The sequence below is a fragment of the Bacteroidota bacterium genome, from assembly GCA_037133915.1.
Taxonomy (GTDB): Bacteria; Bacteroidota; Bacteroidia; order Bacteroidales; family CAIWKO01; genus JBAXND01.
Genome location: JBAXND010000024.1, coordinates 37,534 through 59,091, shown reverse-complemented (window position 1 = coordinate 59,091; position 21,558 = coordinate 37,534). Strand labels below are relative to the sequence as shown.

Genomic DNA, 21,558 nt, shown 5'->3' with positions numbered 1-21,558 from the left:
GAAGCCGGGCTTATGCTTCGGCTTCTTTCAAACTTTTACCGGACAACAGTGGTTTTGTTTAATAAATTATTAACTAAAAATCATCGTTATGAAAAAAGCTTTTATGCTTCTTGCCTTAACAGCGGCCATGATACTTGCCAGCAATGCGTATCAGCCTGCTTCAGCACAGGAATTGGGACCTGTTACAACGGCTCAGTATGCACAGCATGCTGATGCTGCTCCCGGAATTATACACAGTACAAAACCGCAATTCGGATCACCGAAAGCGATGTGGGATTTATTATTTAACTATAACATTACAAGCGTAACAAACTCTGTAGGTTGTGCCGGTGTTTGTTACATCAATGGTGATATTTGGGTTTCCAAATGGGCAACCGACACGCTGATGCGGTTTTCAACCGGTGGCGTATTGATTGAGAAATTCCAGATTGCCGGTCTTACCGGTGTAAGGTCAATGACTACTGATGGAACATTTATTTATGCCGGTGCGAATACGGGTACTATCTATCGTATTAACCCAAATACAAAATTATTGTCACCTCCGCATGTTACTGTAGCGGGCAATGCACGCTGGGTAACTTATGACCCCACATTGAACAGCAATGCAGGTGGATTCTGGTACGGAAATTTCGCTACAGATATTACTGCTGTTGATATGGCAGGCAATGTTCTTTCTACTATTCCTGCCGCACAGCACACACTTACCGGAATGTACGGTGCTGCTTATGATGGCGCTTCAGCAGGAGGACCCTATCTGTGGGTATTTGATCAGAGCGGAACAAACACTACCCAGATTACGGCAATCAGCCTTACTTCCGGTACACCAACTATTTATACCCACGATGCTTTTGTTGATATTTCGGGTGGTCTTTCACTTACCTCTGCCTTAGCAGGTGGTCTCTTCCTGAGCACTACAATCAGCCCGGGCAATATAGCACTTATTGGAGTAGTACAGGGAACGCCAAACAACGGTTTGTTTGCCTATGATCTGGATATTCCCGGTGCAACGATAGATGCCGGAGTTTCAAAGCTCAGACCAACGGCAGGTTATACTCAAATACCCGAAAAGCAGAAATTTGCAGAAACCTTCACTTTTGATGCGACCAATAATGGAACAGCACAACTCGATTCTGTTTATGCCGATTTTGAAATTACGTATAACGGCAGTCCTTTTTACAGTGATGTGCTTACAACCACTAACCTTGCTTCAGCCGGAACCTTCACCTTTACAACCGACCCGATTATCCCTACCGCCGGTGTAGGTGATTATGTGGTTAATGTAACTTTATATCCGGGTTCAAGCCAGACCGACGGCGATGCAAGCAATGATACCATGAGTTTTACTTTTCAGGTAACAGATTCTACCTTTGCCCGCGATAACGGTATTCCCGATGGCGGTTCAGGATATGCTGTTTCCGGTACCGACTGGGCATATGCAATGACAAACTTTTCACTTGCAGTTGATGATACCCTGCAGGGCATTTGGATTCAGAGTGCAAATCCTGTCGACGGCGATTCTACCTATGCTGTGGTTGCACATACCACTGCCGGAATTCCGGATTCAGTGATTGCTACAGGTGACCTGGTGATATTTAACAGTTTACAGTTTGAATATTATCTGGAGTTCCCTGCACCGGTTGCACTGCCCGCAGGCCTGTATTCTTTTGGATGTTATGAAGGAACTACTGCAACTATAAATCTGGCCCAGTCACCTGATTTGTTTACTAACGGAATGAACTTTTTCTACACTCCGACAGGCGGATGGACACAGTCAGGAATCCAGACCGCACGTTTTATCAGACCTTATTTTTCTATGGGTGATGGTTCAATCGGGATAAATGAAGGAATTCGTGAAAAAGGTCTTGCTGTATATCCAAACCCGTCGAACGGAATTTTTACAGTTTCGCTGCCTGCTTCATCAGGAATTTCGGCATCTGTAAAGGTTTTTGAAACTACCGGTCGCCTGATTGAAACACTTACGGTTCCGTGTTCAGGACAAAACGCAACGATTGACCTCAGTGCCTATCCCGAAGGATTGTATTTTATTCAGTTACAGTCAGAGGGTATCAATAGCACACAGAAAGTAATGATATCCCGCTAATCCGGTGATATAGATTAATGAAGAGCTGCATTCAGGCAGTTCGATAATTAAGCAAAGCCCTGTTCAGCAATTCCTGAACAGGGCTTTTTACACTATGATACTTTGTTATGATTACTTTCTTTTATAAATACCGTCCACACTTTCTTTTGACCCTGCGCAGTTCTTAGAGTCTTCAGAGTCGTACTTCACCGTAAAATTTGTCCCGTCAAATTCCAATATAATGCTGCAGTTTCCTTCGTCAGAACTGTAAGTCCGGAACATGTCACTGATGCAAACTGCCTTGCCTTTCAGCGTTGTTTTTTTTGTTTTATACAAGTTTAGAAGAAATCATTAAAAATGAAGCAGCGAATATTATACCTCAACTATTCCTACATTTGCCCGTTAATAAAAATGAATGATTATGGTTGACTATACGGATTGCTATGTTGAAAGGGTTTCGGTTCATAATGTGGGAAACAAGACCAATGGCGAAGATTTGCGGCTTTCAAAAAACCTGCTGGATACCTCAGATTTGAAGGTTCAGGAGCTGCTGCTGAAGTTTTTCCTGACGCCCTTCAATACGCCCGAATTCTATTCATTTACCTTCACAAACGAAGATTTTAATCTGAATCCGGTTTATAATTTCGCAACGGATATTTTTGATAATCTGAAATCGTTTCATAAGAACTCTGTCAACCTGGCAAAGCACTTATTTGAGCTTTCCATTCATCCGCAAATCAAGCCGGGCGACCTGTTTGTAGCCTATTTTACAGGGGTTGCCATTGAAGGCGGAACGACCGATGCGGTGGGTATTTTTAAATCGGAAAACCGTCAGGCATTTCTGAAACTGAACAGCGGTGATGAAGATTTTTCAATTCATTATGAAGATGGCATCAATATTGAAAAACTGGATAAGGGCTGTTTGATTATCAATACTGATGCGGATTCCGGCTATAAAGTGTGCATTGTTGATAAGTCAAATAAATCAATTGAGGCTCAGTACTGGAAAGATACTTTTCTGCAATTGAAACCCTGCAGCGACGATTACCATCATACCAAAGAGTTTTTGAATATTGCCAAGAATTTTGTCACAAAGCAGATTTCTGAAGAATTTGAAGTGACCAAAGCGGATAAAATTGATTTGCTGAACCGTTCGGTTGATTATTTTAAAACGCATGAAACCTTTGATAAAAATGACTTCGAGCAGCAGGTGTTTAAAGACAATACACTGATTAATTCGTTCCGGAATTATGATGAATCATACCGTGAAAATCATGAACTTGATGTGGTTGAGAGTTTCGAGATTTCTGCACAGGCGGTAAAAAAGCAAGCAAGGATTTTCAAGAGTGTGCTGAAGCTGGATAAAAACTTTCACATCTATATTCATGGCGACCGCGAACTTATTGAGCAAGGCGTGGATGCCGACGGGCGGAAGTTCTACAAGATATACTACAGGGAAGAAAATTAGTCAATTAGTTAATTAGTTAATTTGAAAATGTGTTCCGCCGAAGACGGATTTCGGCTACGCCTCGACTCCCGACTCCCGACTTTCTACCGTTGCGGCGCATGAATTTTCCGCATTTCAAACCATCATCATCCGTGCGCCGCCGGGTCTAATCAAACATACACATTCTACCAACAGGTCGCCCCTAGCGGGGCTAAAAAAAAATTACAAATTGTTAATTAATAATTATTAATTGGAAGAGCGTTGGCCCGGCAAAACTGCGGGGCAGGCGCGGGCATGAATGTGATATTTCGTAGAATTCCGACAATGAAGTTTACTCGCATTGTCAGGAATTCAGAAATATCGCAGAGCGGGCGGAAGCATAGTTTTGCCATGTCCTTTTGGGTACTTTTGTGACTAGACAAAAGTACCAAAGAAAAAACAAGCGCCGTAATTGCAACCCTTGATGAGCAAAAAAAACCGGAAGAATAAATTCATTGCATTGCACCGCAAATAATAATTGTTCTCCGAATAACTTCACTGCTTGCGCCGCCGGGTCTAATCAAACATACACATTCTACCAACAGGTCGCCCCTAGCGGGGCTAAAAAAAAATTACAAATTGTTAATTAATAATTATTAATTGGAAGAGCGTTGGCCCGGCAAAACTGCGGGGCAGGCGCGGGCATGAATGTGATATTTCGTAGAATTCCGACAATGAAGTTTACTCGCATTGTCAGGAATTCAGAAATATCGCAGAGCGGGCGGAAGCATAGTTTTGCCATGTCCTTTTGGGTACTTTTGTGACTAGACAAAAGTACCGGAGAAAAAACAAGCGCCGTAATTGCAACCCTTGATGAGCAAAAAAAAACGGAAGAATAAATTCATTGCATTGCACAGCAAATAATAATTGTTCTCCGAATAACTTCACTGCTTGCGCCGCCGGTTTAAACTTCATCTCTGTTTCTAGAAATATCATATCCCTGACGGGATAATTTCAATTATCAATCATCGATTAAACTTGGTAAAATCGGTCAACGCTATTCAGGGATGGTCATTCTTACGACTCTTGACTCTCGACTCTCGACTCACGACTCAAGACTATTTTCCAGCATTTTTGAATACAATCCCTTTGCATCAGGTGTGAAGCCCAGTTTTGTCAGATATTTGACATAGTTTTTTGAATTTCCTTCGGCTACAACTTTTATATAACCTGTACGTATGAATTTTTCCCTAAGCCTGTAATAAACGAAGCGGCCGTTCTTAAAGTCTCGGTATTCGGGGATTACATAATCGAGTCCAACGCGCAGCACATTTTCCTGTTCACGGTGCGCCAGAAATAATCCTGCTACGGACATGTTTCTCAGGATAAAGAAGCTGACCGTATTCATATCGGGTTTGTATACAAACCCCGGACTTTGCCTCTGAATGCCCTCATTGTGAAATTCAAGAAAGCGGATGAGGTAGAGATTTTCGGCTCTGATTTCAAGAATTTCAAAGATTTCTTTTTTGGTGTAAATCATCAAAAGATAATACACGTCAACAATCACAATTATAGTATCGAGAATGCCTACGGGGATGGCGTTTATCATGAAGCCGTAGATGGCCAGTACAAGTGCGCCGGTCATGTTGAGCCAACGAAATTTAACGATGGAATTCACCATCATTGAAAGCGCTATAATTATAGAAGCGATGTATCCGGTCCACTGCAGGATTTCCAAATTCATAATAATGTAACTTAACGTGAAACGGTGAGATGTAAAGAGTTTTGAATTGTAAAAAAAGTCCTTCCCGGTATTACCGGAAAGGACTTAGATAATGCAGGAATGTAATTTACCAGATAACCGGACGATCTTTTTCGGCTTTGTAGCGTTTATCGGATTGCTTGATGTCAAAGGCTTTATAGAAAGCAGGAATATTATAAACCTGTCCGTTTACGCGTGCTTCTTTGGGCGAATGAACATCTTCTTTGAGGCGGCGCATCAGTTCCTTATCGCGTGTATTGCCTCTCCAAACCTGCGCATATGCCAGGAAGAAGCGCTGATCGGAAGTGAAACCGTCGATTTTAGCAGTTGCATCTTTTCCCTGCATGGCTTTCTGCAATGCAACATACGCAACTGTAAGGCCACCCATATCGGCAATGTTTTCACCAATCGTAAGTTTACCGTCCACATGCAGTGAATCCAGCATTTTGTAGCTGTCAAACTGGTCGATAAGCACCTGAGTCTGTTTCTCGAAATTCACGGCATCTTCCTTGGTCCACCAGTCTCTCAGATTACCATCTTTATCATAGAGGCGTCCCTGATCGTCGAAACCATGAGTCATTTCGTGACCAATTACAACGCCAATGGCGCCATAATTCACGGCGTCGTCACCTTTTAAAAAGAAGAACGGCGGTTGAAGAATGGCTGCGGGGAACACGATTTCATTCATGTTCGGGCTGTAGTATGCATTTACGGTTTGCGGTGTCATGCCCCATTCGGTGCGGTCAACAGGCTTTCCGATTTTATTGATATCGCGTGTGAATTCAAAACGCGATGTGGTCATGATATTCTGATAATAGGAATCTTTCGTAATGGTAACTGAAGAATAATCAATCCATTTATCGGGATAACCCACCTTGATATTCATTTTTGCAAGTTTCTCCAGCGCCTGTTTTTTCGTGGCATCGCCCATCCAGGTAAGCTTTTCTATCCTGCTTTTCAGTGCGTCTTTAAGATTATTTACAAGTTCCAGCATCCGTGCTTTTGCTTCAGCAGGAAAATATTTTTCAACATAAAGTTGTCCGACAGCTTCACCAAGCGAACCACTGGTCATGTTCAGAACTCTTTTCCAGCGGGGCTTCATTTCTTTGATACCTGAAAGTACAACGCTGTAAAATGAGAACTGTTCTTTCTCGAAAGCTGCTGTTAAAAATGGCGAAGCTTCGTGCAGCAGATGCCATTTAAAATAGATTTTCCATTCATTCATGGGCACAGTAGCTGTCATTTTTGCCATTTCAGCGAAGAACTTAGGCTGGCCGACATTGATTTCATTGGTGGCTTTAAGACCGAGCGTTGAAAAATAAAGTTCCCAGTCGAACTGGGGTGCAATCTTCTTCAATCCGGCGAGGTCATTTTTATTGTAATTTTTAACCGGGTCGCGAAGTTCAAGACGTGTTGAAGAGGCTTTCGCGAGCTGTGTTTCAATATTCATGATAATTTCAGCATCTTTTGCTGCCTGATCTTTAGCGGTACCTGCCAGTTCAAATGTGCGTGCAATGTGGAGTACGTATTCTTTGCGTATCTCTTTCGAACGATCATCCGTTGACAAATAATAATCTCTATCGGGCAAACCAAGTCCGCCCTGATATAGCTGTGCGATAATCTGCGTGCTGTTTTTGTCATCCTGTCCTGATCCAAAATAAAACATGGGTGTGATACCTGAAGTGTGGAAGAACGCCAGCAGCTTGATCATATCAGCGGGTGTTTTCAGCCCTTCAACTTTATCAAGTTCGGGTTGGAGTGATTTGATGCCTGATTTTTCAATAGCTGCAGAGTCCATTCCCGAAGCATAAAAATCAGCGATTTTCTGTTTTATCGAGCCTGCTTTTACATTTTTGTCGGCAACTGCCTCTTCCATGATGGTGCGCAGTTGTTTGTTGTTTTCTTCTTTCAATACTTCAAATGAGCCGTAGATACTGTATTCGGCTGGAATGGGATTATTTTTCATCCAGTTCCCGTTGGCGTATTTAAAGAAGTCATCGCCCGGTTTTACAGTGGTGTCAAGGTTTGCAATGTTAATTGCAGGCGGTTCTTTTGTCATATTTTTGTTTTTACAGCTGTTCGTCATACCCAGCATTGTGAGGCACGTAAGCAGCAGAAGGTTGAACTTTAGAAAATGTTTTTTCATTTTGGGTGGTAGTTTTGGAGTTGATATTGGTGGCAAATATAGAACATTTAATTTCAATTCATAAATCTTCGTCTGCTAATATTTATCAGGAAATGAAGCTAATACAGGCGAATTTGATGCATAGAAAATATTTTTCATTTCGGGATGATTCTTATATTACCTTGTTAATGCCAGTATGCCGCTGATGATGGTGAGCGGGTGGGGTGGGCATCCGGGAATGAGGAGGTCGGGTTTGTGAGTGGCCAGAAAACTACGGTCAACCGCCGGACTGTCAGCGAACATGCCACCACTTACCGCACATGCGCCTGCAAGTATCAGTATTTTCGGTTGTGGAATGGCTTCCCAGGTCAGCTCCAGTGCTTTTACGCTGTTTTCAACGATGGGGCCTGTTACCACTATTCCGTCGCAATGGCGTGGTGATGCTAAGAATTCAATACCATAGCGGCCCATGTCAAAGTTCACGTTGCCGCAGGCATTCAGCTCAAGTTCGCAACCGTTGCAACTTCCGGCCGACACCAGCCTGAGTTTAAGAGATGAACCAAAGGTGCGTTTTATTTCGTTGCGAATGATATCAGGGTTGAGAACAATTTGTCTTTCGGGTCCTTCAACCACAATCAAACCATCATCATGGTTTGAACATATTTTAAAGTCGGGTGTGAAATGTATTTTCTTTTCGGGGCAAAGTTCTTCACATTCGCTGCAAAATACACATTTACCAAGGTCAAGCGATAAAGGAGTTAATCCTATTGCATGAGCAGGGCAAATATCGTTACACGCTGAGCAGTTTATTTGGCAGGCCGTGGCGTTCAACACCGGCTTTCCCGGATGAGTTGCCGGAAGCTTCACGGAAGCAGGGTCAGGAATGTATTGCCTGCCCTGGTGTTTCACTATTTTTAGAATGTTGAACATTGAGTATAATTATTGTTACAAATCATAACCGCAATAGGATAAATTGAAACTCTTGTTGCAGACCGGAAAATCTGAAATGTCATTTTTGCGGACTGCCAATGCCAGTGCCATCCAGTTGTGCAGCGACGGGTCTTTTATTTTATAATGTGCCAGTTGCCCCTGTTTGTCGGTAATGGCGCAGTGTACATGCTCTCCGCGCCAGCCCTCGGTAATGGCAATAGAAAATGCTGACGGCATAAACGGACGACCGGCTTTGCGGGTTCCGGGTTCATCGTCGCACATTTCCAGCATCTCACGAATGTACTCAAGCGACTGGGTAACTTCGAGTCTGCGCAAAATTGCTCTTGCGTGGACGTCGCCTGTATCAACACAAACAGGTTCGTGTTTTATTCTATTAAAAGGACCGTAAGGATGAGAACTTCTTGTATCCCTGGCAATACCTGACGTCCGTGCGACCATTCCTACAGCCTGTATCAATTCTGCCTGTTCACGGGTAACGTGTCCTGCATCATCAAAACGGGCAAGTACGCCGGGTATATTAAAAAGATAATCGGCCATTTCATCGAAGCGCGGCTCAAAGGTCTCAAGATTTTTGCTGATGAGATTTTTATAAGCCGAATTCATCGGGAAAGGGCTGTAATACGGGCGAATCAGTCTTCGCGCAAAGCGGTTTCCGCACCAGCCTAAAAATGTATTTATGAGTGTTGTGCGCAATCCCTGAAAGACCGAACTGCCCAATTGGTAAGCGATATCAGTACACAGTGCACTCAGGTCGCCGGTATGTATGGCTGCTCGTTCAAGCTCAATAGCAATGGAGCGTTCAAGGCTGAGAGTTGCTGAAACGCTTTCCCCGCTAAGAGATTCGGTAAGCATCGCGAAAGCGGTGGTATTCGCGGCAACGCTGTCACCGGCAATACTTTCGGCGAGCAGCGTGCGTTCTGTTATGCTTTTCGCGCCAAGCATCATCTGTTCTATACCGCGATGCTGGTAACCCAGATGGATTTCGAGATGCAGTACTTTTTCTCCGTTGCATATAAATCGGAAGTGTCCGGGCTCAATGATACCGGCATGTATAGGACCAACGCCCACTTCATGCAGTTCATGTCCTGAAATACCGTAAAACGGATAATTCTCAATAACGGAATTTTTGTCCGAACGGTTATGTGCAAATCGCAATGGCTTGTCCCACGGCTGTTCCGTGAAGGTAATACCGAAATTCTCACTGATTTCACGTTCAAAACAATGCATTCCCGGCACTACAGCCGTCAGTGATTTGGGAGATTCACCTTTGGCAATATCATAAATGTGGCTGAAGACAAAAATGTCAGAAGTGGCATCATTCGCCATGCAGCACATCATTTTCAGATAATTTTCAGATTCTTTGTAAGCATAGTAATTCAGGCAGTGGCAGTTTTTATCTTCCATCAATTCAATTACCTGAGCATAAAATACCTGATATTCCAGTACCGGAATTGCTTGCAGGGGCGCAGTTTCGCCGTTTTTTATAGTAATATATTCCATGCTTATTTTGGTAAAAACTGTATCGCATCATTCACCAGTGCAACAAAAAAATCGGGCGGATTGATACCGATATATAGTGCTAATATGAGCAGTGCGTACTGCGGAACATTTTCCCATGCACTGATATGTGGCTTTTCTTCGGCTACAGCCGCAGGTGTTTTAGCAAAAAGTATATGCATTATATTTGAACCGAATCCCCATAAAATGAATACCAGCAGCACTAACATTATAATTACCAACCACAGGTATCCGTTTGCCAGCAACGACTGAAAGATCATGATTTTTGTGAAGAACAGCCCTGATGGCGGGATTCCCATGATGACCAGAAACAGTAGTATCATCAGAACACCACCGCTCGGGTTTATGTTGAAATATCCGCCCGTATCTTCAATATGTTTGCTCTTGTAGATTCTGATGAATTGCGATGACTGATAAAAAATTCCTGCTTTTATGAACGAGTGGATTACAAGGTGAATAATGACTGCAAAATAAGCGATTCCGCCGACGGCAATGCCCATGGTAATAAGCCCCATGTGCTCTATGCTGGAGTAGGCAATAAGGCGTTTGTAATTATCGACGCGAAGCATATAAACAGTCGCGAAAAGCAAAGAAAGTCCGCCAATGATAAGCATTACATGACTCATCCAGGTATGAAGTGATGTGTCGGCAAACAACTGAAAAAATCGGAAAACGGAAACAAACCCTACATTCATAAGTGATGTGGAAATGATGGCGCTCACCGGTCCCGGTGCGACACTGTGTGCGTCAATACAAACAGTGTGCAGCGGGAAAACACCCAGCTTCACGCTGAATCCGATAACAATAAGCATGAACGAAACCTGAAACAGAAACTCGTTGGTGATGAGGAGCTGACCTGACATCAGCGATGAAAATGTGAGTGACGAAAAGCCGGAAATGTTGGTGGCTGCGTTCAGCAGCAATATTCCTATAAATGAAAGTGAAAGTCCGATAGTTGAAACGAAGAAATATTTCCACGTTGCTTCAAGCGCGTCGCCGGTGCGTTCATGGTAGATAAGCATGGAGATGCAGAGCGTAGTGGCTTCCGCAAGAATCCATAAAATATTGATGTTGTCTGAAAGAAATGCGCCCGACATGCATGCAAAAAGCATGAAGAGCGATGCAAGAAAAACGGAACGACGAAAAAGATTATCGTGGCGTTTTGAAAAATACACGAAACTATTGATAATAGTGACAAATCCTGTAATAGTTAAAACACTGATAAAAATAAATGACAGGGAATCGGCCTTGAAATAGGTGCCGCTGAATGCTGCTTTATCGGCATAAAGTAAATAATTAAACATAGTCTGGACACCGAGGAATAATGCAGCACACAGCAATTGTACGGTTTTTTTTCTCACCGTAAAAACCACTATAGCAAGCAGCAGCACAATCGCAAAATAAATCTCTACACCCATGTTTTAGTCGTAAGTCAAAATAGTCGTAAGTCGTAAGTTAAAAAGTTTGTAAAGTTCATAAAGTTTGAAAGTTCATATAAACAACTCAACACCTCAATCAGAAAGTTTATTCAGCTTATCAATTTCAAGGTCTTTGTTGGTTCCTGCAAGTTTATTCATAAACAAACCGAACAGCAGAATACTTATCAGGATATCAAGCAAAATACCGGCATTCACTGCCATGGGCGTTTCTTTTCCCATGCTGAAAGACAGCAGAACAATTCCGTTTTCCAGAACAATATAACCTATGATGTGCTGAATGATTTCTTTTCGTGAAACTATCAGAAATAATCCTGACAGAATACCTGAAAACGCTGCCGTAAGCACAATTATTTTAAGTTGCGAATTCTGCATATACACACCCATAATGAAGCTGAGAAGTATTAGCCCTGATACAACCAATAATGACCTGAAGCCTGAAATGAAAGGCGAAAAATGTCTTTTGATTTTATTCTTTACTACCATTTTCTTAATATACCAGGGCAGTATCAGGGCTTTAAACAGTAGCGTTTCGGCAAGTACTACCAGCAGGTTGATGATGTTAATTTCTTCGCCCAGTGATAGCAAGGCAATTCCAAACAGTATCAGTCCTTGCAGTACCAGCAGGTTGATGCAAATGAACAGCCTGCCCGATATTGAAATATAGAACAGCGTCATTAAAAATATGATGATTAACAGATTGACCATAACTAAAACTGGTGAGTTGCAATCATTATCAGACTAATAAAAATAAGTATTGAAATGGGTGTTAACAGTATGATGGCTTTATTGTTATTCCTGAGTTTAAATCGTGCACGGAACGATTCTGCAAGACCTACCATTATTGCAAAAGCGATCTGAGTTACAATGAAAATAATTATTCCGGTGTATATCGGAAAACGGGGTGCGAAGAAAAAATTACTGATAAGCGTGCCGAAAATAACGAATTTGAGTGACGATGCGTAATTGATGATACCAAGGTCAAACCCACTGTTGTCAAGTACCATCACCTCATGTACCATGGTCAGTTCAAGATGTGTCTTGGGGTCGTCGTAAGGCAGGCGGCTGTTCTCAACCATAATAATTTGAAAAAGATTGAATGCGGCCAGAATACCTGCAAATACCGTGATGTACGAATCGAAATAAAGCGCATTGAAGATTTCGTGAAATGATGTATGACCTGTCAGCATGGCAAAAGATGCAAGCAGAATGAAAAATGCAGGTTCAACAAGCATGGAATATGTAGCTTCGCGGCTTGCACCCATGCCTTCGAATGCACTGCCTGTATCAAGCGCAGCAATAATCATAAAGAACTTGCCCAGTGCGAGTATATAACTGAATGCAATGAAATCGCCGCGGAACGACAATATGCCCGGTTGATTGCCAAACGGCAGCAACAGCGCTGCACTGATAATACTTGCAAAATACACAAGAGGTGCAATCTTAAAAATAAATGAAGTAGTTGTGCTGTACACTGAACCTTTTTTAAGCAGTCGGATGATATCGCGCATAGGCTGCATGATACCCGGACCTTTACAACCGCTTGCAATGCTTTTGGTGCGCGTAATGATACCCGGGAACACGAGGCTCGCAAGAAAAATCATAACAATTCCCAGTGCGTTCATATCAGATTGAATATTGTAAGCAGTACTAAAATAATGAGCAAAACGAGCATGTAAATAATATAATGTTGTGTCTGCCCGGTTTGAACAATGGCTAAGCGTGTCAGTATCTTTTTGAAGAATCCTGAAATTCCTTTTAACATTTTTTCTTCCGAAAGACTTTCTGAATGTGCACCAAAGCTGCGTTGTGCAGGAAAAAGTTCGTCGTCGGAAATGGGAACATAATCCGTTTTTCTGTTCAGTAAATTGTCCATGTCGTGGTAATAATTCTCTGCATACGATGAGGCAGTGTACTGCATTTTGGATGCATTGCCCGAATATGCGCATCCCCAGGTGGACTTGTATTCTGTTATTTTTTTACGGGTGAAAAAATATTTAACCGCATAGAGCAAGGCCACCATTGCGATAAATGACAACGTGAACCAGCTAACATAGGACGTATTCATAACGGCATATTGCGGAAGCGGTTCCAATGCCGGAGTGTACAATTGAGCGAGACTAAAAATAGTAGTTGAAACAAGTCCGGGATAAATGCCGATAGCAATAATACCAAGGAGAATAATGTATTGTGGTATCAGTGAGAACCAATCGGTTTCATGAACGTCGCGAAGATGCACGCTGCGCGGACTTCCAAGAAACGCAATACCGAATGCACGCGTAAAACAGAATATGGCGAGTCCACCAATCACAACAAGAAACAGCATTGCAAACATCATCAGCAGATTCAGTCCGATGCCCGATGTCATCATGCTTTCGGCAAAACCGTTGTACAGGAAGAATTCCGAAACAAAGCCGTTAAACGGAGGTAATCCGCATATGGCAATCGCTGCGAGAAGGTAGAGCAGTGCCGTATACGGCATTTTTTTAATCAGTCCGCCCAGCCGGTCAATCTCACGTGTATGGGTTTCTTTATAGATACTTCCCGTTGTGTAAAATAATAATGACTTGAATAAGGAATGATTCAGCACATGCAGCAAACCGCCGCCAAATCCGAGAACTGCCAGTTTGTAATTTCCAGTGGCCACGCCTATCATACCGGTGCCAATGCCCATGCCAATAATACCAATGTTTTCGATGCTGCTATAAGCAAGCAGTTTTTTCATGTCGTGCTGAATAATGGCAGTACCGATGCCTACAATTCCGGTAACGGCCGATACGGCTAAAATAATAATGCCTATGGTAAGCAGGTCGTTCTGAACATGAAGCAATACGCGTAAGATACCGTATATCCCCATTTTTATCATTACGCCCGACATGATGCCTGAAACATGGGTGGGTGCGGCAGGGTGGGCGTGGGGCAGCCATGTATGCAGCGGAACAAAGCCTGCCTTTATTCCAAAGCCAACGAAGAAAAGCAGGAACATCGGGATGTTATTGCGGGTTGAAAAAAATGTCGTGAGGCTTTCCCAGTTCATGCTTCCTGTTTCATTATAAATAATAAGAAAGCCAACAATCAGCAAGAGCGCGCCGATGTGCATTTGTACTAAGTAGTCGATACCGGCTTTCAGTACGCCCGGTTTTCCTCCTTCAAAAATTACCAGCAGGAATGAAGCTACCGACATGATTTCCCATGCAACCATGAATGCAACCGCATGCTGCACCATGCAAACAATCAGCATCGAGAAATGCAGCCATGCGAACGAAAAAAAGTGAACAGCATGATTTGCTTTTCGCAGTTCGTGATACATTTTCATGTAGCCGATTGCAAACCATGCACCTGTAAAAACCGTGAAATTTATTATAAGTATGAAAAATGCTGAAAGCCGGTCGATACTTATTTCAAGCGGTTTTCCCCACAGCTGGAACGGTAATAATTCAGTAAAGGTTGTGCCGCCAAGCAGAACCGGCAGTGCGTACCAACTGCTGATAGCAGCCACAACAGCTGTTAACAGCAGGTTATAGTATGGCTGTGCCTTTTTTGAGAGGAAGAAAAAGAAGAATGAAAAAGAGAGTATTGATAAAAAAATCATCATCACATCGAACATGTTTCCCGAATGCAAAGATTGAGGTAATTACCCACACTTCGCCTGAAAATGCATATTAAATGTTAACAGCTATAGGTTAATATCGCAGTAATCAATTCTTTGGCGCACATTTTTCTTCTGCAGAAAAATACAGCTGAAAAACTATTTCTTCACAATCTCAACCCTGCGGTTCTTGGCTTTTCCATCGTCGGTGCCGTTATCGGCAATGGGCTTGGTTTGTCCCCAGCCTTTCGAACTCAGCCTGGCTTTGTCGATGCCTTTTGCAATCAGCGCATTTTTTACGGCTGCTGCGCGGTTTTCAGAAAGAGTTTGATTTGTTGTTGCATTGCCAACATTGTCGGTATGTCCTTCAACACTGATATTCATTGCAGGGTTTTCGGTAAGCATCTGTGCTACCTGATCAATGATAGTTTGCGATTCCGGTTTGATGGTGGCTTTTCCGGTATCGAAATTAATATAGAGAGCTATTGACCCGGTATTGTTGAGTGCTTCCAGAATATCACTGGCAACAATTTCCTGTTTCATGGCTTCAACTTCAACAATTACGATTGTGTAGGTCTCTGCCACATCAGATGCGGAATATAGCTGTATCCAAACTTCTTTACCTGCATTCTTATAGTACAATGTTGATTCCTGCGAACCTAAGTATTTGCGCACTCCGCCGTATTTCGCAATGGCGTTTTCGAAATTCTTTGTAAGCTGATAAAACGAAGGCGGTTGCCCTTTTTCCATATCAAAATAATATGTAATCTGGGTTTTATTACCTTCAATTTTCAATGACTTTTCATCACTTACCCACATTTCAACAACATCAAAATTCTGCTTACATTCGGTAATATAAAAACCGGGCATGCGGTTAAACGAAGGGTGGTCTTTGCATCCTTCTGCATCGGGTTGCTGTGCAAATGCCCCGAAAGTGCATAGAAACAGAACGGTAAAGAGTGTAATTGCTTTCCTCATAGTTGCTTTTGGTTTTGATGGGAAGCAAAAATAGCTAAATATGTGAGATGCCGGATGGAAATAATTGTGATGAATATCAGCCTTCCATTGATTTTAATAGTGCCTTCGGGAGGACGCGTTTTGCCTCAAATTAAACGGCCCAGAGGATTAAGCAGCTAAAATATTTTTTTATAAAATGCTGAACCGTTGATATTTTGAGTACCTTTGCGCATTATTTGAGTCTGATAACCCTTTTAGCATCCCGCAGGTTAGTTTCGATTTAGTAAATACGCCTTCGTATTTCTTTCCGGGTTTGTCTCAAGTTTAACAACTTAATTCAATCTATTATGACAAACATTTTTGTTTCTAACCTGAGTTTCAATATCGAGAATGAAGACTTGAAGCAGGTTTTTGAAGATTATGGCGAAGTTACTTCCGCCAAAGTTATTACCGATCAGGCAACAGGCCGCCCCCGTGGTTTTGGTTTTGTTGAAATGACCAATGATGAGCATGCACAAAACGCAATCAAAGAATTGAACGGTGCAACTTACGATGGTAAGGTACTTGCAGTTTCTGTTGCCAAACCGAGAGAGAAAAAAGATAATTCTTTCAGAAGAACCGGTGGTGGCGGAAGCGGTAGCGGCAGACCAAGATTTGGCAGCAATCGCTACTAAAAATTATTTTTATCTTGAAAAAGCCGCCTCATAAGGGCGGCTTTTTTTTGAAATGAAAAACCGGAATGTCAATTTTCAGGACTTGTTCTGACGACACTAAACACCACTTCGTACAGTGAAAACGGTTTGTGAATAATCTCAAGCAGGTTTATGCTGTAGCAAAATGACTGCAATTCCTCTCTCCGCTGATTAGATATCAGCACAAGCGGGATTTTCAAATAAGTGTAAATGAAGGTTGCTTCATCCGCTTTTATATCGGTTTCAATTATAAGCAACTCGGGTTTTATTCTTTCAATGGAATGAAGTGCGTTATACAGATACGGTACAATATCTGTAACTTCAAATCCTGATTGTGTCAGACAAATGGCGATTTCATCAGCTTTCTTTCTATCGGGCATGATGATGAGGATTTTACGTTTTTGTTTCCGGGTTTCCATATTAATTTATTTTGATGATTCACGGATATTTAAATACAGGGTGTCGGCATTCATCCCCGTGAAAATTCCGTACCCGTTGATAATGCTTGTAGATGGGTTGGTGAGATTCTGGGAACTCGTGCTATTCACATCGTAAAGTGAAGCATAATCGGGTAGCACATGATACAGTATAAGCCGGTGTTTGCCAAAATATTGAAACTCATTCGGTCGAATTTCCATGGCTGTTGATGTTGTTGGAGCTTCTCTGAAACGGTTTCCGGGTGGCTCTTTATCTCCAAAATCACGGATTGGATCGAGCGTTTCTTCCATGCAATCGATTACAACAATATAGTAGGAGCCATCAGTATTATCCCAGGAAACGGTTACCGGGTCGGGCATGGTCGTACCCGGAGGTCCCGAGGTGCTGTCCTGTCTTTCCATCGAAATTTCCGTAACCGATTGTGTGAAATTAAGTGGTTTTGAAGGTGTTGTAGTGACGGCACTTACGGTTAGTGAATTGTATACAAAGCGGAGTGTATAGGAGGCTCCGGTCACACACAGCTCTGAGCTGTCAATATACACACCGTCACCTGACGAACTCAGCTCACGTTCTGTTCCATTACAGCCAAGGAATATTTGGAGTTTTGTTATATCGTCAGTGGCATACTCAGCACTGGACGAAAACGGCGTCTGCCTGCTTATGTTCACCTGCGGATAGCTTCCGGGCATCAGGTAGGCCTCTATAATGGGCAGGTCAGAAAAATCCTTATTCTCGACTTTAGAACAGGAGCTAAGCATCAGGAATAGCAGGCTGACTGTTAACATTGGCTTGTGTGGCATCTTACCTGAGTTTTAGTGAAAGTGTAAGGTTGGGCGTAATGCCTAAATAATTGACGTTGGTTTCCAAAATACTGCCGTCGATAATGTCGTATTGTTTGTACCAGACATTCGTACGATTATACAGGTTGAATATTGAAAACCCGATGTATCCTAACTCACGTTTCTTTTTCTGGCCCATAACAAACTTGTAATTTACAGAGATATCGCAACGGTGGTAATCGGGTAATCGGAGACTGTTTTTTTGGGTAACTGTAAAGAAATCCTGTTCGGAACCATCGAGCAGCGTTATGCTGTATGCGCCGCTGGGTGCGGTATAAGGTCGGCCTGACGCCCAAATCCAGGTAGCTGAAAAATCCCACTTTTTATAGTTATACATCAGCACAATCTTGAATTCATGTGTAACGTCCTGATTGGCGGGGTAATAAGAATCGGAGTATACGGCAAAATAGTTTCGGGCTTCTCCCAAGGTGTAACTTGCCCAGCCATTCATGCTGCCCGATTTTTTTTGAAGCAGAAATTCAACACCTTTCGAATAACCTTTTCCGTGGAAGAAATTTTCGTTATAGTCAACACCAAAAGGACTTGCATTTATACGCAACGAATACTCATTAAGTCCTTCGAGCAGTTTGTAATAAACTTCGGCACTGAAAAGCCATTTCTTGGTATCGTAAGAAATACCTCCTATATAATGAATTGCGGAGCTTACGGGTGTATTGCCGCCATCTGCGAGTACCCAGAAATCGCGGCTTCCCGATAGAATATCTTCACGTGTTACCCTGTTGGCAAACTGATAATACTTACCATAAGCACCTTTGAGTGAAAGCCGTTCGGTCAGGTTATAGTTCAGCGATATGCGCGGCTCAGTATAGGCTTTTTTAGTAATGTCATAATAGCTCATTCTGATGCCCGGCAATATGATGACTCGGCCACCCCACAATTTTATTTTATCCTGTAAATAGGCACCTGCAAGAATTCCCGTATTATTGCGGTCAAGAATGGAGGCTGTATCGCTCTGCGCATAATTGTATTTGATATCGTAATACGTGCCAAAGCCTCCGAATTCAAGAGCAAGCGGACCAAGGTCCCACTGGTAGTCAGAACGCAGGCTGTAATCGCGCAAATAGTTGTTTTCGAAGATGCCGTTATTTACCGTGCTGCTTGTTCCTGATGAATTAAAAATGGTTCTTTCCTGAGAGCGCTCCCTTTTGCTGTAATAATTTGAAAAGCTCAGAATAGTATTGCCATAAATTTTCGGATTCCATGAACGCGACCATTTCAGGCTGCTGCCAAAATTTCCGTATCGTGTCAGATCGGTTGAATTCATTGAGAAATTTGAAGGAGCGGCGGATGATGAAGATGATGAAGTACTGTTGTCAAGTTTATCCGTTCCATTGAAAAAGCTGAGCGAAACAATGTCTTTTTTGGTCGGATGATACGTCATCTTGCCGTTTAAATCATAGAAATAGGAGGTGACTTTCGTGTCCTGAGAGAATTTACCGCCGGGACCTTCACCTACAAAATTTCCTGCGGATTTGCTCTGGTTGAATTTGTCGAAAATAAGATTGTAAACAGGACTTTTGTAGGAACGCCTGTAGGCTATCATGGTTGTGAAATTTTTTCCAATCGGAATTTCAACAAATGCATTTACACTGAGCAAACTGGCATCCATGCCCATATTGAATTTTTTTTGATTGCCCTCTTTGCCGGTAATTTCCGTAACACTTGACAGCCTTCCGCCAAAGCGTGATTCAAATCCACCTTTATAAAGTTGCACGTCCTTAAGTGCATTGGAATTGAATGCACTGAAAAATCCATACAGGTGGTCAACATGGTACACAGTAAAGCCGTCGTATAAAATAAGGTTCTGATCCGGAGTGCCGCCTCGGACGTACAATCCGGATGATGATTCATTGGATGCGCTGATTCCGGGAAGCAACTGGAATGACCGCATTATATCGCGTTCGCCCAGGTTTGGAAGTTGTTCCAGTTTGCGAGGAGTCATTTTTATTGTACTTACATCATCTTTATTTTCAAGAACCACATCTTCACGAACAGCGCTAACTACAATCTCTTTCAGCGATTGTGACGATGGCTGCAGCTCGATGAGAAAATTTGTTTTCGGAAGCTGTGGCGAAAGAAAGACTTCTGTTTTGGAATATCCTACATATTGTACAATCAGAGTAGTTGTGTCGGTTGGAACTTTTTGAAGTGTAAACCAGCCGTCCATATTGGTAGTAGTTCCACTTTGAGTGCCTTTTACGAGAACGGTTGCAAACGGCAATGCTTCGCCTGTTTGTTTATCACGCACAGTTCCCGAGAGCGTAAAATTGTATGTTCGGGGTGGCCCAAAGTACATTCTTACTGCTTTGATTTCTTCCGGTATGTATGCTCCGTTTGGTTCATCACCATCGGAATCATCATCTTCATCGGCCTCGGGAAGCGGAGCATAGGCTGCTGTATTCTCAGTAAAATCAAGCAATGCGGGATTGACTGTGGCAATTTTGCCGTTCTGAGATAGTTCCTCGGATTTGAGCCTTATCGTTGTAAACACTTCATTTAGCGCTGATTTATCTGCATCAATTCGCAGTATTTGCTCGTCATTAATCTGGAGAAAAATATTTTTATTTCCGCATTCGAAATGGTTGGTAACCAGACTTGCAATAGCTATCAGGCATTCCACCCGGGCACTGAAGTCACGACCTGTGGCCGGAACCATAACAAACAGATAATTGTAAAACCGGGGAATATTCTTGAGGCTGTCATGTTCAAATATTTGTTCAGCGCTTTCGCCGGGTCGTCCCGAAATAAAGATAAATGGACGTCGGCAGGAGAGGTAGTCGCTATTGCGTGCATACGTTGTATACTTTACGTAGCAATCGCTGCCGGGAGTATTGAATTCACGCTGGTTCTGGGCGGAAACAAAAATCGCTACCAGGATAAAGACGAAAAACAGGGGGAGTTTTTGCATTTCAATGGAACTGATTTTTCATAATGCGACGTCATTATCCGGCAGCGAAGAGGACAAATATATTAAAGAACGAAAGGGAAATTTTGCAAAATAGATGTAGGGCGTATTTGTATAGAAGAACAGGGTTTAATTAAGGATTTTAGAATGAATCAATGATTAGAAAGTGAAATAATATCCGATGCCGATAATGTGATCTGTTTCGGAATTCTTCACATTATACTCCTGCTGCAGCATGTAAAATAAATCAATCGTGTGTACCCTGTTAAATGCGTATTCCACACCGCCCGAATAGCGGACGTTATCAATGGTAATTCCATGAACGTTGCAAAGCGGCGTAAACAATTCAGTCGAAATATACGGTGTTGCCTTTTTCGTAGCATCATATTTTATGGTAAGTTTATTTCTTGAATAGTATTCGGGAACCTTTCCTTCAGGCGAAGATAAGATGTCTGCATACTGGCTCTGGAAGCGGGTCCGGAACAATACGGTTACGGATTTTATTTTTTCGCGATAGGCTAAATCGAAGTAATATCGATGGCGATTGCTGTACGTGCCGTCGGCTCTGCTTCTTGCCATAAAGCGATAATTTCCCGATAACCTGACTTTTTTGCTAAAGCGGTAGTTTAGGCCTAATTCCGTAAAATATGTTCCGACTTGCGTAATATTATTATTCATGCGGAGTTCTGCCGCAAGCGAAATGGAAAATCCTTTCGTAATCTTTTTTTCGCCGTTCATGCTCATCCATAATCCGGCATCACTGTGCTGTGCGCAGCAATAATCACCTGCCAATAACAGAGCAATGAGAGAAAACAGTAT

At 42.5% G+C, this 21,558-nt stretch carries 16 protein-coding genes; 3 read left to right on the top strand and 13 right to left on the bottom strand.

Translation table 11 applies throughout. The features are described from left to right. Positions 1-88 precede the first annotated feature (88 nt). Both WCM76_09800 and WCM76_09795 read left to right on the top strand, forming a co-directional pair. The gene (locus WCM76_09800) at positions 89-2,101 is read left to right on the top strand and encodes a T9SS type A sorting domain-containing protein (GenBank protein MEI6765923.1); all 2,013 of its coding nucleotides are present in this window, start codon (positions 89-91) and stop codon (positions 2,099-2,101) included. 400 nt (positions 2,102-2,501) lie between these two features. After that, positions 2,502-3,548 (top strand): nucleoid-associated protein, encoded by a 1,047-nt coding sequence (locus WCM76_09795; GenBank protein ID MEI6765922.1) that lies wholly within the window; start codon positions 2,502-2,504, stop codon positions 3,546-3,548. A 1,063-nt stretch (positions 3,549-4,611) separates the two neighbouring features. On the opposite strand, the gene WCM76_09790 is transcribed toward WCM76_09795, so the two are convergent. The 9 genes from WCM76_09790 to WCM76_09750 form a co-directional block, all read right to left on the bottom strand. Then, entirely contained in the window at positions 4,612-5,250 is a 639-nt protein-coding gene (locus tag WCM76_09790) for a hypothetical protein (GenBank protein ID MEI6765921.1), read from the bottom strand. 106 nt (positions 5,251-5,356) lie between these two features. Then, complete coding sequence (locus WCM76_09785) at positions 5,357-7,414, bottom strand: M13 family metallopeptidase (GenBank protein ID MEI6765920.1); 2,058 nt, start codon at positions 7,412-7,414, stop codon at positions 5,357-5,359. Between the two features lie 156 nt (positions 7,415-7,570). After that, positions 7,571-8,323, bottom strand: a complete 753-nt coding sequence (locus WCM76_09780; protein ID MEI6765919.1) for an NADH:ubiquinone oxidoreductase — start codon at positions 8,321-8,323, stop codon at positions 7,571-7,573. 15 nt (positions 8,324-8,338) lie between these two features. Beyond that, the gene (locus WCM76_09775) at positions 8,339-9,844 is read right to left on the bottom strand and encodes an NADH dehydrogenase subunit (GenBank protein MEI6765918.1); all 1,506 of its coding nucleotides are present in this window, start codon (positions 9,842-9,844) and stop codon (positions 8,339-8,341) included. A 2-nt stretch (positions 9,845-9,846) separates the two neighbouring features. Then, positions 9,847-11,280 carry a proton-conducting transporter membrane subunit gene (locus tag WCM76_09770; protein MEI6765917.1) on the bottom strand — a complete coding sequence of 478 codons (1,434 nt, stop codon included), beginning with the start codon at positions 11,278-11,280 and terminating at the stop codon, positions 9,847-9,849. Between the two features lie 93 nt (positions 11,281-11,373). Next, positions 11,374-12,006 (bottom strand): hypothetical protein, encoded by a 633-nt coding sequence (locus WCM76_09765; protein ID MEI6765916.1) that lies wholly within the window; start codon positions 12,004-12,006, stop codon positions 11,374-11,376. A gap of 2 nt (positions 12,007-12,008) precedes the next feature. Continuing rightward, positions 12,009-12,923: an NADH-quinone oxidoreductase subunit H gene (locus WCM76_09760; protein MEI6765915.1), complete on the bottom strand. Its 915-nt coding sequence runs from the start codon at positions 12,921-12,923 to the stop codon at positions 12,009-12,011. Next, positions 12,920-14,893 (bottom strand): proton-conducting transporter membrane subunit, encoded by a 1,974-nt coding sequence (locus WCM76_09755; GenBank protein MEI6765914.1) that lies wholly within the window; start codon positions 14,891-14,893, stop codon positions 12,920-12,922. The genes WCM76_09760 and WCM76_09755 overlap by 4 nt, the downstream gene beginning before the upstream one ends. Positions 14,894-15,046: 153 nt before the next feature. After that, positions 15,047-15,865, bottom strand: coding sequence for an OmpA family protein (locus WCM76_09750; protein ID MEI6765913.1), 819 nt, complete (start codon positions 15,863-15,865; stop codon positions 15,047-15,049). A gap of 326 nt (positions 15,866-16,191) precedes the next feature. Here WCM76_09750 and WCM76_09745 point away from each other — a divergent pair, with 326 nt between their 5' ends. After that, positions 16,192-16,518: an RNA-binding protein gene (locus WCM76_09745; GenBank protein MEI6765912.1), complete on the top strand. Its 327-nt coding sequence runs from the start codon at positions 16,192-16,194 to the stop codon at positions 16,516-16,518. A 68-nt stretch (positions 16,519-16,586) separates the two neighbouring features. Here the strand turns inward: WCM76_09745 and WCM76_09740 are convergent, their stop codons facing one another. The 4 genes from WCM76_09740 to WCM76_09725 form a co-directional block, all read right to left on the bottom strand. Beyond that, a complete protein-coding gene (locus WCM76_09740; GenBank protein ID MEI6765911.1) occupies positions 16,587-16,955 on the bottom strand; it encodes a hypothetical protein in 369 nt (122 codons plus the stop codon). Positions 16,956-16,961: 6 nt separating this feature from the next. Then, complete coding sequence (locus WCM76_09735; protein ID MEI6765910.1) at positions 16,962-17,774, bottom strand: DUF4249 family protein; 813 nt, start codon at positions 17,772-17,774, stop codon at positions 16,962-16,964. Between the two features lies 1 nt (position 17,775). Beyond that, positions 17,776-20,742 carry a TonB-dependent receptor gene (locus tag WCM76_09730; protein MEI6765909.1) on the bottom strand — a complete coding sequence of 989 codons (2,967 nt, stop codon included), beginning with the start codon at positions 20,740-20,742 and terminating at the stop codon, positions 17,776-17,778. Positions 20,743-20,898: 156 nt separating this feature from the next. Next, positions 20,899-21,531 (bottom strand): DUF2490 domain-containing protein, encoded by a 633-nt coding sequence (locus tag WCM76_09725; protein ID MEI6765908.1) that lies wholly within the window; start codon positions 21,529-21,531, stop codon positions 20,899-20,901. Between the last annotated feature and the right edge of the window lie 27 nt (positions 21,532-21,558).